Origin of the sequence: Pseudomonas sp. OST1909 (assembly GCF_015277575.1) — a bacterium.
Classification (GTDB): domain Bacteria; phylum Pseudomonadota; class Gammaproteobacteria; order Pseudomonadales; family Pseudomonadaceae; genus Aquipseudomonas; species Aquipseudomonas synxantha_A.
Window position 1 is genome coordinate 4901208 of the sequence record NZ_CP063780.1, and the last position, 16235, is coordinate 4917442.

Genomic DNA, 16235 nt, shown 5'->3' on the forward strand with positions numbered 1-16235 from the left:
GAGCAATCGCCATGGCCGCCGGTGCGCTCGGTACGCAGAATGGCTCGCCTCACTTGTCATTGCTTTTTTGCGAGGTTTCTTCATGTACACCGCCATCGGTTATGCCGCCCAGTCGGCCACCACTCCCCTCGCCCCTATGTCGTTTGAACGCCGCAGCCCGCGTGTCGATGACGTGGCCATCGAGATCCTCTACTGCGGCGTGTGCCACTCCGATATCCACCAGGCTCGCAACGAGTGGGGCATTGCCGTGTACCCGCTGATGCCGGGCCATGAAATTGTCGGTAAGGTCACCGCCGTCGGCGCCAACGTCACCGCGCATAAAGTCGGTGATCTGGTGGGCGTGGGCTGCATGGTGGATTCGTGCCGCCACTGCGAAGCCTGCCAGTCAGACCTTGAGCAATACTGCCTCGAAGGCCCGACCATGACCTACGCCACCCCGGACCGCGTGGATGGCAGCAACACCATGGGCGGCTACTCCGACAGCATCGTGGTCAGCGAGCATTTTGTGGTGAAGATCCCAGCCAGACTCGACCTGGCCAGCGCTGCACCAATTCTGTGTGCAGGCATCACCACGTACTCGCCGCTCAAGCACTACGGCGTGAAGGCCGGCGACAAAGTCGGGATTCTCGGCATGGGCGGCCTGGGCCATATGGGCATCAAGTTCGCCAAGGCCATGGGCGCCGAGGTGACGCTGTTCACACGCTCGGCGAGCAAGGCTGAGGAAGGCCGCCGTCAGGGCGCCGACCATGTGATCGTGTCCACCGATGCCGAGCAGATGAAAGCCGCTGCCGGGCACTTCGACTTCCTGCTCGACACCATCCCGGTGCAGCACGACTTGAACCCCTACCTCGATGTACTGCGCTTTGACGGCGTGCATATCCTGGTCGGCCTGATCGAGCCGGTGGACCCGCCCGTCAATGCCGCGAAACTGGTGTTGGGCCGTAAAGTGCTGGCCGGTTCGCTGATCGGCGGCATTGCCGAAACCCAGGAAGTCCTGGATTTCTGCGCCGAGCACAACATCACCTGCGACATCGAAATGCTCGACATCCGCAAGATCAACGAGGCTTACACGCGCATGATCGCCGGTGACGTGAAGTACCGCTTCGTTATCGACATGGCGAGCCTCAAAGCCTGATCAGGCTTTGGCGCCCAACTCCGCTGACAGCCGGGCTGCGACCTGTTTGATCACAGGGATCAGCTCGGCCATTTTCTCCAGCGGCATGTAGGGCACGGTACTGGCGATGCTGATGCCGGCGACAATTCGCCCGCCGGCATCGCGCACCGGTGCGGCCACACAGCGAATCGACGGTTCGTTGTCTTCCAGGTCGAACGCATACCCGCCCGCTACATACTCGCCCATGCGCTGTTCGAACTGCGCCCAGGATTGCTCCGGGTGCTGCGGCCATTGCAGGCTTTTGCCCGTCGCCGGCAAGCTGGCGTGGTACAGGCGCTGCCACTCCTGCGGCGAATCATCCAGCAACAACGCCTTGCCGATACCGGTGCGCGCCAGCGGCATACGGTGGCCGACCCGCGAGCGCATTTCCGGGCCATTGCGGCCAGGGTTCTTGTGCAGGTAAAGCACATCGTCGTATTCACGGATCGCCAGGTGGATGGTGTCGCCGGTCAGGGCTGACAACTCGTCCAGATAGGGTACCGCCAGGCTTACCAACGGTAGCTCTTCACGGGCCTGGAAGCCCAACTCGATCAGCTTGGGCCCCAGCAGGTAACCGACTTGCGGCACTACACGCAGGTAACGCTCGTCCACCAGACAACTGGCCAGGCGGTGCGTGGTACTGCGCGTGGTGCCGATACGCCGGGCAATCTCTTTCAGATCCCGCGCACCAGCCGCCACCGCGTGCACCACGCCCAGGCCACGCAACAGGGTTTGGGTACCGGTGGGGGCGGCGTCTTTGACGGGGGTGTGGGCGTTTTCCTGCATATCGGGCCTATGTGGTAGTACGAAAACGAGCGGCATTATGGCAAATACCGCCCTCCTGAACACAGGAGATCCAAGGTGGGAGCTGGCTTGCCTGCGATGGCGGTGGGTCAATTAAAGATGGGCTGGCTGACACACCGCTATCGCAGGCAAGCCAGCTCCCACAGTTTGCTCTTCACAGGGCGAACATCAGCGTTGCTTCATGCGGTCAATGATGACCGCCAGCAGCAGGATCGAACCACGAATCACATACTGGTAAAACGTGTCGATGTTCTTCAGGTTCATCGCGTTCTCAATGATCGCCAGGATCAGCACCCCGGCAATCACATGGCGAATCATGCCGATGCCGCCGCTCAGCGATACCCCGCCCAGCACGCACGCAGAGATCACCGTCAGCTCGAAACCCTGGCCGATCATCGGCTGGCCCGAGGTCATGCGCGACGCGAGAATCACCCCGGCCAATGCGCCGATCAAACCGTGCACGGCAAAGATGATGATCTTGGTGCGATCGACATTCACCCCGGCCAGCAGCGCGGCTTCCTGGTTACCACCAATGGCCATGGTGTTGCGCCCATAGGTGGTGTAATTGAGCAGCCAACCGAAGAACACGAAACACAGCACAGTGATGATGATTGGCACCGGTACGCCCATCAGTTGGCCATTGCCGAATACGAAGAAATCTTCATTCATCACCCCCACTGCCTTGCCGTTGGAGAAGATGTACGCCAGGCCGCGCACGATCTGCATGGTCGCCAAGGTGGCAATCAACGCATTGATGCGCAGCTTGGCAATCACGATGCCGTTGATCAGCCCCACCACCAGCCCCATGGCCAGTGCCGCCGACACGCCGAGAACCACGCTGTCGGTGTCACGGATCACGATGCCCGCCACCACCCCGGCACAAGCGATCACCGACCCCACTGACAAGTCGAAGTGCCCCGACGCCAGGCAGAACAGCATGGTGCACGCGGCGATGCCCACCGTGGATATCGCTAGCCCCAGGCCGCGCATGTTCAGTGGCGAAAGGAAGTTGTCGATAAATACCGCGCTGAGTACAAAGATGCTCAACGCTGCCAGCAGCATCACCCAGTCGTCGAGAAACTTGCGCTGGTTGAACCCCGGCCAGAAACCCTTTGCAGTTTTAACTTCAGACATAGCCAACCCCTCTTATTTCTTCAAGCCCGCGAACGCGGGAGCGCCAGTTGCAAAAGGCGCGCTTCATCCGCTTGGGCACGGTGCAGTTCACCGCTCAGGGCGCCTTCGCTCATCACCAGGATGCGGTCGGAAATGCCCATCACCTCCATCAGGTCGCTGGACACCACGATCACCGCAATGCCGCTGGCCGCCAGGTTATGGATGATCTGGTAAATCTCCGACTTGGCGCCGATGTCGATACCGCGGGTGGGCTCGTCCAGCAGCAGGACCTTCATCGGCATCGATAGCCAGCGGCCGAGAATGGCTTTCTGCTGATTGCCGCCGGAGAGGTACAGGATCTTCTGCGCCGCGTTCGGGGTTTTGACCCGCATCGCCTGGATCTGCCGGTCGGCGTTAGCTTTCTCCCAGCCTTCGCGCAACAGCCAGCCAAAGGTGGAATGCGCATCCCGGGCACTGATGTTGATGTTTTCGGCGACGCTGCCCAGCGGGATGATGCCTTCCTTTTTGCGATCCTCCGGGCACAGCAAGATACCGGCGGCGATGGCGTCGCGGGGTGAGCGCAATTGCAGGGCTTGCCCGCACAGCTGCAGGCTGCCGGCGCTGGTGCGCTCCAGCCCACTGAGCAGGCGAAACAGCTCGGTGCGCCCTGCCCCCACCAGCCCGAACAGCCCAAGGACCTCGCCCTTGCGCACCGCAAAGCTGATCGGCTCGCGCAGGCCCGGGCCGAGCAGGCCGTCTACCTTGAGCGCCACTTCGCCGTGCTCGCGTGGGCGGTAGTCGTAGATGTCCTGGATATCGCGACCGACCATGCAGGTCACCAACTGGTCGTGGGTCAGCGTGCTCATGTCTTCGAACGTGCGCACGTAGCGACCGTCCTTGAACACCGTCACCGCATCGCAGATACGGAACACTTCTTCCATGCGGTGCGACACGTAGAGCACCACTTTGCCCTCGTCGCGCAGGCGCGCAATGATTGCCATCAGCCGGTCGATTTCCCGCGCCGACAAACTGCTGGTCGGCTCATCGAAGGCGATCACGTTGGCACCGCGGGACAACGCCTTGGCGATTTCCACCAGTTGGCGCTGGCCCAGGGACAGGCGCCCGAGCTTCTCGTCGGGGTCGATCTCATCGGCCAGGCCCTTGAGACATGCCAGCGCCTGCTGGCGCAGCAAACCGCGATTGACCACACCGAAACGCGTCGGCAAGTGCCCGAGGAACAGGTTCTCGGCCACACTCATTTCCGGCACCAGATGCAGTTCCTGGTGGATCACCGCGACACCGTTGGCGATGCTGTCGGCAGCGTTCTTGAACGCCATGACCTGCGCGCCGATCTGCACGCTGCCGCTGCTGGGAATGTAGGCGCCGCCGAGGATTTTCAGCAGGGTCGACTTGCCCGCACCGTTCTCGCCCATCAGGGCATGCACCTGCCCGGGGTGGGCGGTGAAGCTGATGCCGTCCAGCGCCTTGACCCCAGGAAAGGTTTTGCCGATCGCGTCAAAACGCAGGGCCGCAGCGGTCATTTCCACAACCCGATTTTGGTCAACTCTTCCTTGAAGTTCTCGCGGGTGATCAGGGTGACTTCGTCCATGGCGGTGTACTTCGCAGGTTCCTTGCCGGTGGTGACCCATTCGTACATCGCCAGCGCGGTGTTATAGCCTTCGATATGCGGGCTCGGCAGCATGGAGCCGAAGAAACCACTGTCGGCTTTCTTCAATTCGCCAATGGCGTCGGTGCCATTGATGCCGATGCCGATGACGTTGGCCGCCTTGAAACCGGCACTTTCGGTGGCGCGCACGCCGCCCAGTACCGTGTTGTCGTTCATGCCGCCGATGATCAGGTTCTTCGCGCCGCTCGGCAGCTTGACCAAGGCCGAGTTGGTGGCGTCCATGCTGCCGGGTACGTCGAGGGTTTTAAGCGCGGCGGTGAGGATGTGATCCTTGGGAATACCAGCGTCTTCCAGGGATTTGATCGAGCCGTCGGTGCGCTTCTTGCCGGTGTCGAGTTCGTTGAAGGTGTTGATCACCGCATAGGTGTCCTTCCAGTCCCAGCCGCGTTTTTTCGCTTCGGCGGCCATGGCGGCCCCTTGTTTCTGGCCCACTTCAAACGCGGCCATGCCCAGGTACGGTACGTCTTCCATGAAGTTGCCCTTGGCATCGACAAAGCGGTCATCCACGGCCATGACTTTCAGGCCATTGACCTTGGCCTTGGCGACAATGGCCGGGCCCAGGGACACGTCCGGTGGGCAGATCACAAAGCCCTTGGCGCCGTTGGCGGCGAGGCTGTCGATGGCCGAGAGGGTTTTCTCGCCATCGGGCACGGCGATCTTGATCACGGTGAAGCCATGCTCCTTGCCGGCTTTTTCGGCGAAGGCCCATTCAGTCTGGAACCACGGCTCTTCGGCCTGCTTGACCAGGAAGCCGATCTTCACTTCTTCAGCCGATACAAAGCCGCTGAACACCATTGCCAGCGCCACAGCGCCAAGAGTCTTCTTGAACATGAACCACCTCTTTCTTGTTATTGGAAAACGATTTAGTCGTGGTACATCACCGAACGCCCGCCATCGATCATCAGGCACGTGGCGTTGATAAAGGGTGCCTCGTCGGTCGCCAGGAACAGCGCGGTCATCGCCACCTCAATGGGTTGGCCGATGCGCTTGGGCGGGTGCAAGTCAAACGCGCGCTGGCGTTCGGCGCGGGGGTCGGGAAAGCCGTTCCAGTAGTCGACGTTAAGCTGGGTTTCGATATAGCCCGGGGCGATAGCGTTTACGCGGATCCCCTTGGGCGCGTATTCGATGCCCAGGGCGCGAGTGAGGCCGAGCAGGCCATGCTTGGCGACAGGATAAGGAAAGCAGCCGGGGATGATGTGGCTGGAATGGGTGGAGGCAATATTGATGATGTTGCCGATGCCCTGCTCGATCATGTGCGGCAGCACTGCACGGCAACCGAACCAGGCGCCATCAAGGTCAATGGCGAAACAGCGGCGCCAATCCTCGTCGGTCATTTCCAGCGGGTCGCGAAACACATTGACCCCGGCGCAGTTGACCAGTACGTCCACCCGGCCAAAACGCTCGATGGCGAGATTGACCAGCGCCTGCCATTGCTCTTTGGAGGTGATATCTACAGGTTGTGCGCAAATCTCGGCGCCACGTTCGCGCCAACAGGCGGCGACTTTCTCGACTTTTTCACCCTGGATGTCCGCAATCACCAACCGCGCCTGCTGGGCCTGGAAGCAAGCCACGATCGCCTCGCCAATGCCTTGCGCAGCGCCGGTGATGATCACCACCTTGTTCTTCAGCCGCTCGCCGTAAGTCGGCTCGGGCACGGCGGGTAGGGACAACGGTTGTGCCTGCATCGCTTCACCTGTTTTATTTTTGGTAGTGAGTGCTGATGCAAGCGACTATAAACCCAGACCTTGAAATATCTCAATATATAAATTTGCATCCCATATTGTGAACAAAGACAAAAAAAACCGGCCATTGATAGCCGGTTTGGAATGTCGGTCAGCCTTGGGCAAAATCCCTCAGCGCCTCGCCTTCCATGCGATAGCGCACCCACTCCTCCTGAGGCTGGGCACCGATGGATTTGTAGAAGGCAATCGCTGGTTCATTCCAGTCCAGCACGCTCCACTCGAAACGCCCACAGCCGTTATCACAGGCAATCTTCGCCAGGTGGCGCAACAGCTTCTTGCCCGCTCCGCCGCCGCGTTGCTCCGGGTTGATATACAAGTCTTCCAGGTACAGGCAGTTGCTGCCCAGCCAGGTGGAGTAGCTGAAAAAGAACACGGCAAAACCAATCGGCAAACCGTCGCGCAGGCAGATCAGACCATGGGCGGTAGCGCCCTCGCTGAACAGGCTGCGCTCGATATCCACCACGCTGGCGATCACTTCGTGCCGGGCTTTCTCATATTCGGCAAGCTCGGTGATGAAACTCAGGATCTGCGCAGCATCGCTGGGTACGGCGGGGCGAATCTCGATGGTCATGGGCGCGCCTTGGGCAATTTCAAAGGCCACATATTAAGGCGGTTTGATGACCGATTGCAGCGCAATCTCATGCCGACGCAAGTCTTTTTACTCCGCCCCAGAGTAATGCCAGCACCAGTAATCACAGAACAATCCCAATGAGCGCCCATGGTAAACAAGCTGCATAATTCCAACATTCAGGTCCTGCTCATGCCCACCACGTCTGCAGTTGGCACGAAGACATTCGCGCTGTTCTGCCTCGCCAGTTTCTTATTGTCGCTGTCCTACGGCTCGACCTTTTTGCTGTCGCTGCTGATTCATTCACGCGGCGGCAACGAGCACGACGCCGGCAGTGTTATTGCCACGGCAATGCTCAGCACTTTTGTGGCGGTGGTCGTTTCCGGGCACCTGGCGGATGCGCTGGGCGCAGCGCGAGCGATTGCGGGCACGGGTGTAATGCTGGTGGTGGCCTGCCTCGGGTTTGCCCTGTCCCCCGGGTTTGGCCAGGGCCTGATGTTGTTCGGGCTATCCCTGGGCTTGGGCTGGGGCGTGTTCTATACCCTGGGGCCGATCATCGTGACCCTGCTGGTGCAACCCCAGCAGCGCGCCAAGTATTTTGCCCTGCTGTCCGGCAGCATGTTGAGCGGGATCGGTTCCGGCCCGTTGCTCGGGCGCGCCGCCACCGCGCTGGGCTTGCCCCTGACGACAGCGTTCTACATTGCCGGGTTGGCCAGCCTTGCCGGGGTTGTGATGTTCTGGCGCATGGGCGCGCAGTTCAAACAGCACGCAAACGTGCCGGCGTCGAAGATTACCTGGACAGCAAGCCGCCGCGTGCTGACGTCCAAGGCAGCGTTCGCCATCTTGATGGTCGGCCTGGGTGGCTGCGTGTTTGGTGGGTTGTCGTCATTCCAGACCAGCTATGCGCTGGCCCATCAGCTGGATTATTCACTGTTCTTCGCGGGTTTCCTGACTGCTGCGATCACCAGCCGGCTGCTGATCGCCGGCTTTGTGGTCAAGCGTGATGCCTATCAGGCTGCGTGCGTATTGTCCGGCGTCATGTTTGGCGCGGTTGCGCTATTCGCGTTCGGGGTGAGCGGTAACTTCAGCTATCTGGTGGCTGCCGCCACGCTGGGGGTCGGGTATGGCCTGACGTACTCGGTGATCAATGGGCTGGTGGCCAATGAAGCACCCAGCGGCACCATGTCCCAGGCATTATTGCTGTTCAGCCTGGCGTACTTTATCGGCGTCTTCGGGTTCCCGTGGCTCGCGGGCAAGATGATTGTCGAATTCGGCCTGTCGACGATGCTGTTGAGCGTACTGGTCATCGCGGCACTGAACTGGTCGATCACCGTGGCGCGCCTGATCGTGCGGCGAGTATCGATACATAAAGTGATACAGGTGAGCTGATACCGTTCGTCGCCATCAATGCACGAACAGCAAAGGGTGGCTGACCAATAAAGGGTAAGGACATTAATCATATGGAGACACCCTCATGAAAAATTCCAAATTTGCTGCCCTCGCCCTCACCGGCCTGCTGTCCGCGGCGTCCCTGAGCGCCTTTGCGGCGACTTCGTCGACCGGCCCCACCGACCCGACGCCCGACGCGACGACTGAATCGCAGAAATCCATGGGCACTGGCCTGGATACCAACGGCGGCGCGATCATCGACAATACCAACGGCGCCGACCCTCACACCCAGGGCCATGACACCCAGCGCCAGGCCCCGGCTGCGGTCGGCAACGGCAAAATGGGCCCGTCGGTCAATGAGCCGAAGATCAATAAAGGCGACGACTCGAATCTGCCAGGTGCACCGAAACAACCAGCGCCTTGATAGATCCCTGGCAACACCAACACCCGATCATTTCCCAGTGAAGAGGTACACATGAACGTCGATAGAAACCTTGAAAAAGAAGTCCTCACCCGCCTGTTGCACGCTCATCCCCAGGGCTTGGGCAAGGAGGTACTGGACAACTACCGCGGTGAGAAAGAAGTCGCCAGTGTCTTGGCGTTTCTGCAAGATCGCGGGTTGATCAAGGATGGGCATGTGACCACCGACGACGCCGGTGAATACTCGTTGAACCTGCCGATCAAGCTCACCGCCTCGGGTGTGGATGAGGCTCGCAAGCTCGACGGTGCAGGCCCTCGGTAAGTCATTTCTGGTCTGGCCCTGCGACCGGGGCCAGAAGGAGTCGCCCAAGCGCGCGGCGACCAACCGTGAGGGGCACCTGCGCAGCAGTAGGGCTTCATTAGGTAAGCAATCCAAGGAAAGTTTGTTGAAAGAAGCACGGGCCAAGGATATTCGTGGGCGCTCGACCATGAGTAAGGATGAGTTGGTCCAAGCGCTGAAAAAAGCAGGTTAAACATCGATCCGAAATGTGGGAGGGGGCTTGCTCCCGATGGTGGCATGTCAGTTTGCTTATCTTTAACTGACACGACTGCATCGGGAGCAAGCCCCCTCCCACATTTAGGTTGGTGTGTATTCGTTGGCTAGTGCATCGACTTCGGCTGCGCCTGGGCAAGTAGCCGGCCCCCAACGTGTCACCGCCAACGCCGCCGCAGCATTCGCTCGACGCGCCGCCTCGACAGGTTTCAAGCCCTGCGCCAAGCCGGCAATAAACACCCCTGCGTGCGCATCCCCCGCACCGTTGCTGTCGACCGCTTGCACTTTGAAACCGGGCACATGCTCGATGCCCCCTGTGCGCCCTACCCAGCAACCATTGGGCCCATCACGTACGACCAGCAAGGTTTGCGCAGGCAGATGTCGACTCAACTCAGGCAACGCCGCGGCGATCTCAAGGGCACCGGTAAACGCCAGAGCTTCCGGGCCATTGCTGGTCCAGATATCGATACGTGCCAACAACGCCCGCATCAAGACTGAATCCGGCGCCTTGACCAGCGGTCCAGGATCGAACACCACTACGATCTCTCGCGGCAGCGCCAGCAGCCAGTCGATCAACGGCTGCGCCTTGCCCTCAAGGAGCAGGCTGTAGCCACTGACGTACACGTAGTCATCGGCGAGCGGGACGATCCTGGCCAAATCTTCGGCACTCAATTCGCCTTCGGCGCCGATATGGGAAATGAACGTACGCTCAGTGGTGGCCTCGGTCAGGGACACACACAAACCAGTGTCCTTCTCGCTGCTCGCAGTCAATGCCATTTCAATCTTTTCAGCCTGCATCGCGGCGCGAGCCAAGTCACCAAACCGGCCATTGCCGTGGCGCCCAAGGTAAACCACCGACATCCCATTGCGCCGCGCCGCCGCCATGACGTTGAAGCCACCACCCGCTTCGAAACTGGCAGATTTGGCCAGTACGTCACCGCCAGTTGCCGGCAGGGTGTCGAGGGCCATGACCAAGTCGACAATGACCTGGCCGGTATGCAGCAATCTAGGCATGGGTACCCTCTACCAAAGCCGGGCGACGATCAGACGCGCCGCCCAGTACCGCATAAAGGCCGCCTGCGACCAGGAATGTGACGATCCAGCCCAGGCCGTTGTGGCCCAACCAGGAGTCGGACAGCGGCCCGGCGAACCAGATATTTTGCGCGGTGGTGCCGATGGTGGTGAAGCAGAACCCCAGCACGATAGCCACGGCCCAGGCGCCGAACGCACGCCACTCCACACCGCCGCGATACCAGTAAGCGCTGCTCGGACTGACATCCAGCAAGTCCTTGGGGCTGTAGTAATGCCGGTGCATCAGGTCGACCACGAAGATCCCGACCCACGCCGTAATCGGCACCGCCAGCAACGAAATGAAGGTGATGAAGGGGCCATAGAAGCTGTCGGCGATCAGCATGAAATAGATGGAACCGGCAAAGATCGCCACGATATCGACAATCACCGCGTGCACGCGCTTGACCTTCAAACCCAGGGTCAGGGTGGTAAGACCGGCCGAATACACCGACAGGTTATTCGACAGCAACAGCCCGCCGAATGCGGTGATCAGGTAAGGCACCGCCATCCAGGTGGGCAGCATGTCGCGGATCGCGATGATGGGGTCGGTGGCCGACGCCAGGTCGTTGTTACCCACTGACAGCAGGCCACCAAGGGTAATCAGCAACACCAGCGGGATGCCCGCGCCAAAGGCGGCGCTGGCCACCAGGCGCACAGCCTTGACGCTGCGGTGCTGGTAGCGCGACATATCGGCACCGGCGTTGGCCCACCCAATGCCGGTGCCGGCGGCCATGGTGCCGACGCCGATGATCATCGCGCTCAACGGCGCAGGTGTGGCATTGAACACCGCGCTCCAGTCGATAGTGGCACACAGAAAGCCGCCCACCAGGATATTCAAACCGCCAAAGACATAGGTGGCCCACTTCTGGATCACCAGCAGCGTGGCGTGGCCGAGGCCGGACACTGCCAGGGTCAGCAGTACAAAGATGGCGATGAAGATCAACGTGAGTAAGGGGGCGCTTTTCGCCTCTACCGCCGAACCGAACAGGATCGAACACAAGGACAGCAACACAAAGGCGGCCGTGGTGGTATTGACGGTTTCCCAACCCAGGCGCGACATCAGCGAGACCACGGTCGGGCCGATATTGCCGCGTACGCCAAAGATAGCGCGGGATAACGTCAGGCTGGGCGCGCGACCACGGCGGCCGGCGATGGAGATGATGCCCACTACCGCGAAGGAGCCCGCTGCGCCAAGGATTGCGACGATGATCGCCTGCCAGATGGCCAGGCCCCGAAACGCGACCAACGTTGCGCCGAGCGGCAAGCCGAGGATGCTGATATTGGCGGCAAACCATACCCAGAACAGTTGCAGCGGATGGCCGTTGCACTCGCCTTCCGGGACCGGCTCGATGCCGCGTGTTTCCAACTGCCCGGCGCTTTGGCCACTAGAGGTGCTGCTCATGAAGGGGTGCTCCTGGTGCCTGTATTGTTGTGGTTGTGGCAGCGAGTCGAATCTTTATGCAGTCTTCCTGACTCAACGCTTTTTAATGTGGGAGCTGGCTTGCCTGCGATTGGGGTGTGTCAACCAGCCCAGCAGCAACTGGAAAACCGCTGTCGCAGGCAAGCCAGCTCCCACATTTAGTTCCGTGTTTATCGCAAGGCCAATAACGCTTGGACCAGCGGCTGCAAGTCCAGGCCATTGACCTGCTTGACCTGCTCGATCAGCGCCTCTGGCCAGCACTGCATCCCCAGGCACGCGCCGAGCATGGCCCCCAGGATCGCGGCGATCGTGTCGGTGTCGCCCCCCAGGCTGGCGGCCAGGCACAGCGCTTCGAAGGCATTCATATCGCCGGACGCGACTTGCTGCGCCAGGGCGAACGACACCACCACCGACTCTTGCGAGGCAACAGACGTCCCGATCAATTCGTAGAGCAAATCGGCAAACAGGGCCTTGTCATCGCTGCCGACACTCAGGGTGCGGGCCCAACTGATGCGAGTGGAAATGCGTCCACCGGCCACCCAGTGGCCATGGCTTTCAGCCTGCTGGGCAATCTGAATGCCGATGTTCAAGGCTTCGCCGAGGTCCACGCCATTGATGCCGGCGGAGACCACCGCCGCCACGGCCGCGGCACTGGAGATACCCAGGCTGGTGTTATGGGTGACCTGGCAAGCCTGGATCACCGCCTGGATAAACGAGGCTGTCTCGCTCACATCGGCGGCGATGCCCACCGGGGTGATGCGCATGGCCGCACCATTGGTGGTGCCGTAGCGTCCGGACTCTTGCGGCGTATGGCCAGCCAGGATCATATCAATCGCCCGTTTGGTCGACGGCCCGAGCAGGTCCTGGGAACCCTTGGCGCGCATTCCCGCTTCCCAGTCGATCAGGCGCTGGGCAAGCACGGCAGGTTCGATCCGGCCTTGGCCTTGCACCAGCAACTCAGCGACCAGGATGGCCTGCTCGGTGTCATCGGTAATGGAACCGGCGGGCATGTTCGGTGCGATGGGCTGGTCGGCATCGGCGTCTTCCAGGGCGGTGATAGTTCCGAAGCGCGCTTTCACCTGTTCGCGGCTCAAGGATTGTGTGGGCATACCCAAGGCATCGCCCAGGGCCAAGCCATAGAAAGCACCGAGTGCGCGATCTTCCCGGGTCATTTGGCGGCTCCAAACTGCAGATGCAGGCGAAAGTGCAGCGGGTCGAGCAAACTTTCGACATGCTCCATGAAGCGTTCGCGACGGTCGTAGGTGGTGCGCGAAGCTTTGAGAAATACCGTGCCGGCAGCGCGCCCGAGCAATTGAGCATCTTCATCGCTCAGGGGCTCGGCGCCGATCCACTGGTCACCTTCGGCGCCCACATAACCGTAGGCCGCCAGGGTGATAGTCAGGGAATCATCGATCAGGCCAATGCGGGGCAGGCTTTCCAGGCCGCCCACTGCTGGCATCAACGAACGCTCCAGGGACACCGCAACGCCATCGGCCGTGTTCCGGCGGCGATCCAGGGCAATAAATTGATCGGTGCCGAAACGGCTGAACAGGTCCGGGCGCGTCACGGCTTCGAAACGCAGCACGTCGGTGCTCACCTGAGCCCCCGTGTCTGCCAGGGCCTGGGCCCAACCGCTGCGTTGGTCGAGGACCATACCATCAAAGGTGACGATGGAGCCGACACCACTCTGGGTGGCGATATAGTTACGGCGCTTGAGCTCGGCCAACGCTTCGCGCAGCGTGCCACGGCTGACCGCAAACTCCTCGGCCAACTGATGCTCACCCGGCAACAGCAAACCGTCGGCCATGACCCCGCCTTCGATACGGCGGATGAGCTCGTCGACGACGCGTTTTTTCTTATCAAATCGAACATGTCTAATCATGTACAAATTGATAACCGAAAGCAGGCATTTACAGCAAGGAGATTATTTCAGGGTGAAGGCAAAATCAGCCTCAGGGTTCAAGACCGATGGGGAAAAACTCCCCTGCACTCCATACGCCAAGCCAGTTCTGACCGTTTATCGGACGAGTCACCGCCAGCTCCACCAATTGGTAGAACACGTTGCGATGCACGAGGGCTTCAAGGTTGGTGCGAACTCGCACGTAGGGTGCAGGTTCCTGGGTGACAGGGTCCGTCACCACCCGCAACGGGTGTTCGAGGCCGGCCTCGACCTGCTCGTCGACGTTGGTGGTAAAGCGCAATACCTGGCTTTCGCCCTGCCCTTGCACGTCCAGTGTTACCGCCACAAATGGCGCATCATCGACGCTGATGCCGACTTTTTCTACCGGCGTCACCAGGAAATAATCATCGCCATCACGGCGCAGGATATTGGAAAACAGTTTGACCATCGGCTTTCGCCCGATAGGCGTGCCCTGGTAAAACCAGGTGCCGTCGCGGGCAATGCGCATGTCGATGTTGCCGCAAAAATCCGGGTTCCACAGATGCACCGGCGCCGGCCCCTTGCCCTTGGGCAGTTGGGCCAATAGGTCATTGGCCTTGGCGGAATCGGTCATGGGGCTCTCCTCAGGTCTACTGATTGCTCATACCCAGCAAGCCTCGGGCGTATTGCGCCAGGGGGCGGGCAATCAGATCTTGTGGCGATGTGTCGTGGAACGTCAGTAAACCGCCACGACTGCGAATGCGTGCAGTATCAATCAAATACTGGGTGCTGGTCTCGATCAACATGACCTGGATCACACCGCTGTCCAGCCCCAGGCGGTCCAGAGCTTGCTGGTCGGTCCACTCATCGGCATTGCCGATACGGTCATCGGCTGCCGCAAAACGGCAATACAGCAGGTAGTGAGCCCCCGCCCCGCGGGCTTCGGCCATGGCCTGCTCAAGACCTTCGGGTTGGCGAGCACGACGAACCATGGGGAAATATTCGACGAAACCGTTGAACGCTTCCTCGGCGACCACGTTGGGTCGCGGGTACGCGCTGCCCGGCGGCACGAAGGCGCCTTGGGCGATAAACACAAAGGAATCCGGCTGTATGCGCACCGAGGCCGTACGCCGGGTGTCGCTATGGTCCAGCAGCCCGGCATCGCTCATCTGATAGCGAGTGCCTTCGGCCATATCGCTGACGGTCATACAACCACTCAGGGCCAACGCCGCCAGCAGTAAAACCAGACTACGCATCCTAATCCTCCAGAAGCCGGTGACGGAAAACCGGCGAATGGGCGTGAGATGCAGGTTCTGCGCCAGCTTGAAGGCCAACACATTGAGGCATGCGCGACCTTAGCCGCCAATGATCTTCATGATCGTCGCGCCGCCCGAAAACGCCACTTCCTGCTTGTCGCCCAGCGCCTTCATCAACAAGCCCTGCAAGGCCGGCAATGCCTGGTGGCGCGGTTGATCAAGCAAGTCACCGACGTAGTGGCGATTGCTTGAGGACAAGCAACCATGCAGCCAGCCCGTGGAGGACAACCGCAACCGCGAACACGTACGACAGAACGGTACACTTTCGTTGGCGATCACGCCGAAGAAGCCTTTGCCCGGTACTTCGTAGCGTACGGCGGTAGCGTCAACGGGCGCGTTGGCTTGCAGGTATTCGTGGCGCTCACCGATCAGGCTGAGCAATTGCTGCAAGCTGACAAATTGCTGGAGGAACGCGTTGGAGTCTTTCGCCAGGTGCCCCATGCGCATCAATTCGATAAAGCGCAACTCGTAGCCACGCTCCAGGCAGTAATCGAGCAGAGGCATCACCTGATCCAGGTTCTGGCCACGCAATGGCACCATGTTGACCTTGATCTTGATGCCGGCCGCGCTGGCCTGGTCCATACCATCGAGCACGGTGGCCAGGTCGCCGCCACGAGCGATGCTGCGAAAGGCATCGGCATCCAGGGTATCGAGGGAGACATTGATACGCCGAATGCCGGCATCCACCAGCAACGGCAGTTTGCGCGCCAGCAGTTGGCCGTTGGTCGTCAGGCTGATGTCGCTGAGGCCCATCTGCCCTACCGCGTCCATGAACGCTTCCAGCTTGGGGCTCACCAGCGGTTCGCCGCCGGTAATGCGCAAGCGTTCGATGCCCGCCGCTTCAATCAGGTAAGCCACGCCCCGGGCCATGGCAGCGGCCGAGAGTTCGTCCTGGGCAGCCACCAGCCGCTTGCCGTCAGGCACGCAGTAGGTACACGCGTAATTGCAGGCTGAGGTCAGGCTGATCCGCAAATTGCGAAAACGCCTGCCTTGACGATCAACGATCATGGATCACTCCGGCAGAAGATAATTCGGGCGCGCTAAAAGCTGACTCATAAATCAGCTTTTAGCAAGGTCCTTGCCTGAGTATATTCCTGGGTTAATACCCCTGGCAGTAAAT

17 protein-coding genes and 1 pseudogene are annotated in these 16235 nt (G+C 60.5%); 5 read left to right on the forward strand and 13 right to left on the reverse strand.

Features of this window, described 5'->3' with window-relative positions; translation table 11 throughout:
- The first annotated feature begins 82 nt into the window (after positions 1 to 82).
- Complete coding sequence (locus tag IH404_RS21250; RefSeq protein ID WP_005790484.1) at positions 83 to 1135, forward strand: NAD(P)-dependent alcohol dehydrogenase; 1053 nt, start codon at positions 83 to 85, stop codon at positions 1133 to 1135.
- On the opposite strand, the gene IH404_RS21255 is transcribed toward IH404_RS21250, so the two are convergent.
- The 6 genes from IH404_RS21255 to IH404_RS21280 form a co-directional block, all read right to left on the reverse strand.
- Entirely contained in the window at positions 1136 to 1939 is an 804-nt protein-coding gene (locus IH404_RS21255) for an IclR family transcriptional regulator (protein WP_122732243.1), read from the reverse strand. It lies immediately after the preceding gene.
- A gap of 186 nt (positions 1940 to 2125) precedes the next feature.
- Positions 2126 to 3091 (reverse strand): L-arabinose ABC transporter permease AraH, encoded by a 966-nt coding sequence (gene araH, locus IH404_RS21260; RefSeq protein WP_005790489.1) that lies wholly within the window; start codon positions 3089 to 3091, stop codon positions 2126 to 2128.
- A 20-nt stretch (positions 3092 to 3111) separates the two neighbouring features.
- A complete protein-coding gene (araG, locus tag IH404_RS21265; protein WP_194438963.1) occupies positions 3112 to 4611 on the reverse strand; it encodes an L-arabinose ABC transporter ATP-binding protein AraG in 1500 nt (499 codons plus the stop codon).
- The gene (locus tag IH404_RS21270; RefSeq protein WP_078822086.1) at positions 4608 to 5588 is read right to left on the reverse strand and encodes a substrate-binding domain-containing protein; all 981 of its coding nucleotides are present in this window, start codon (positions 5586 to 5588) and stop codon (positions 4608 to 4610) included. Before IH404_RS21270 ends, araG begins: the two co-directional genes overlap by 4 nt.
- A 32-nt stretch (positions 5589 to 5620) precedes the next feature.
- Positions 5621 to 6442 carry an SDR family oxidoreductase gene (locus IH404_RS21275; RefSeq protein WP_194438966.1) on the reverse strand — a complete coding sequence of 274 codons (822 nt, stop codon included), beginning with the start codon at positions 6440 to 6442 and terminating at the stop codon, positions 5621 to 5623.
- 148 nt (positions 6443 to 6590) lie between these two features.
- Positions 6591 to 7070, reverse strand: a complete 480-nt coding sequence (locus IH404_RS21280) for a GNAT family N-acetyltransferase (protein ID WP_005790497.1) — start codon at positions 7068 to 7070, stop codon at positions 6591 to 6593.
- Positions 7071 to 7259: 189 nt separating this feature from the next.
- Between IH404_RS21280 and IH404_RS21285 the strand changes: the two genes are divergently transcribed.
- The 4 genes and pseudogenes from IH404_RS21285 to IH404_RS27895 form a co-directional block, all read left to right on the forward strand.
- Entirely contained in the window at positions 7260 to 8456 is a 1197-nt protein-coding gene (locus IH404_RS21285) for an MFS transporter (RefSeq protein ID WP_194438968.1), read from the forward strand.
- 85 nt (positions 8457 to 8541) lie between these two features.
- The gene (locus IH404_RS21290) at positions 8542 to 8880 is read left to right on the forward strand and encodes a hypothetical protein (protein ID WP_005790501.1); all 339 of its coding nucleotides are present in this window, start codon (positions 8542 to 8544) and stop codon (positions 8878 to 8880) included.
- Positions 8881 to 8931: 51 nt separating this feature from the next.
- The gene (locus tag IH404_RS21295; protein WP_005790502.1) at positions 8932 to 9198 is read left to right on the forward strand and encodes a hypothetical protein; all 267 of its coding nucleotides are present in this window, start codon (positions 8932 to 8934) and stop codon (positions 9196 to 9198) included.
- 34 nt (positions 9199 to 9232) lie between these two features.
- Positions 9233 to 9409: pseudogene (locus IH404_RS27895) on the forward strand (termination factor Rho); the annotation flags it as partial.
- A 104-nt stretch (positions 9410 to 9513) separates the two neighbouring features.
- On the opposite strand, the gene IH404_RS21300 reads toward IH404_RS27895, so the two are convergent.
- The 7 genes from IH404_RS21300 to IH404_RS21330 form a co-directional block, all read right to left on the reverse strand.
- Positions 9514 to 10443 carry a PfkB family carbohydrate kinase gene (locus IH404_RS21300; RefSeq protein ID WP_194438969.1) on the reverse strand — a complete coding sequence of 310 codons (930 nt, stop codon included), beginning with the start codon at positions 10441 to 10443 and terminating at the stop codon, positions 9514 to 9516.
- A complete protein-coding gene (locus IH404_RS21305; protein WP_005790508.1) occupies positions 10436 to 11902 on the reverse strand; it encodes a cytosine permease in 1467 nt (488 codons plus the stop codon). The genes IH404_RS21300 and IH404_RS21305 overlap by 8 nt, the downstream gene beginning before the upstream one ends.
- Positions 11903 to 12090: 188 nt before the next feature.
- Complete coding sequence (locus tag IH404_RS21310) at positions 12091 to 13092, reverse strand: ADP-ribosylglycohydrolase family protein (RefSeq protein WP_005790510.1); 1002 nt, start codon at positions 13090 to 13092, stop codon at positions 12091 to 12093.
- Positions 13089 to 13802, reverse strand: a complete 714-nt coding sequence (locus IH404_RS21315; RefSeq protein ID WP_078822091.1) for a GntR family transcriptional regulator — start codon at positions 13800 to 13802, stop codon at positions 13089 to 13091. Before IH404_RS21315 ends, IH404_RS21310 begins: the two co-directional genes overlap by 4 nt.
- A 70-nt stretch (positions 13803 to 13872) precedes the next feature.
- On the reverse strand, positions 13873 to 14433 hold the full coding sequence (locus tag IH404_RS21320; protein ID WP_032879868.1) for a DUF1285 domain-containing protein: 561 nt from the start codon (positions 14431 to 14433) through the stop codon (positions 13873 to 13875).
- Positions 14434 to 14449: 16 nt separating this feature from the next.
- Entirely contained in the window at positions 14450 to 15055 is a 606-nt protein-coding gene (locus tag IH404_RS21325; RefSeq protein ID WP_194438971.1) for a DUF4823 domain-containing protein, read from the reverse strand.
- A 99-nt stretch (positions 15056 to 15154) separates the two neighbouring features.
- Positions 15155 to 16123, reverse strand: a complete 969-nt coding sequence (locus tag IH404_RS21330; protein ID WP_005790516.1) for a radical SAM protein — start codon at positions 16121 to 16123, stop codon at positions 15155 to 15157.
- Positions 16124 to 16235 lie beyond the last annotated feature (112 nt).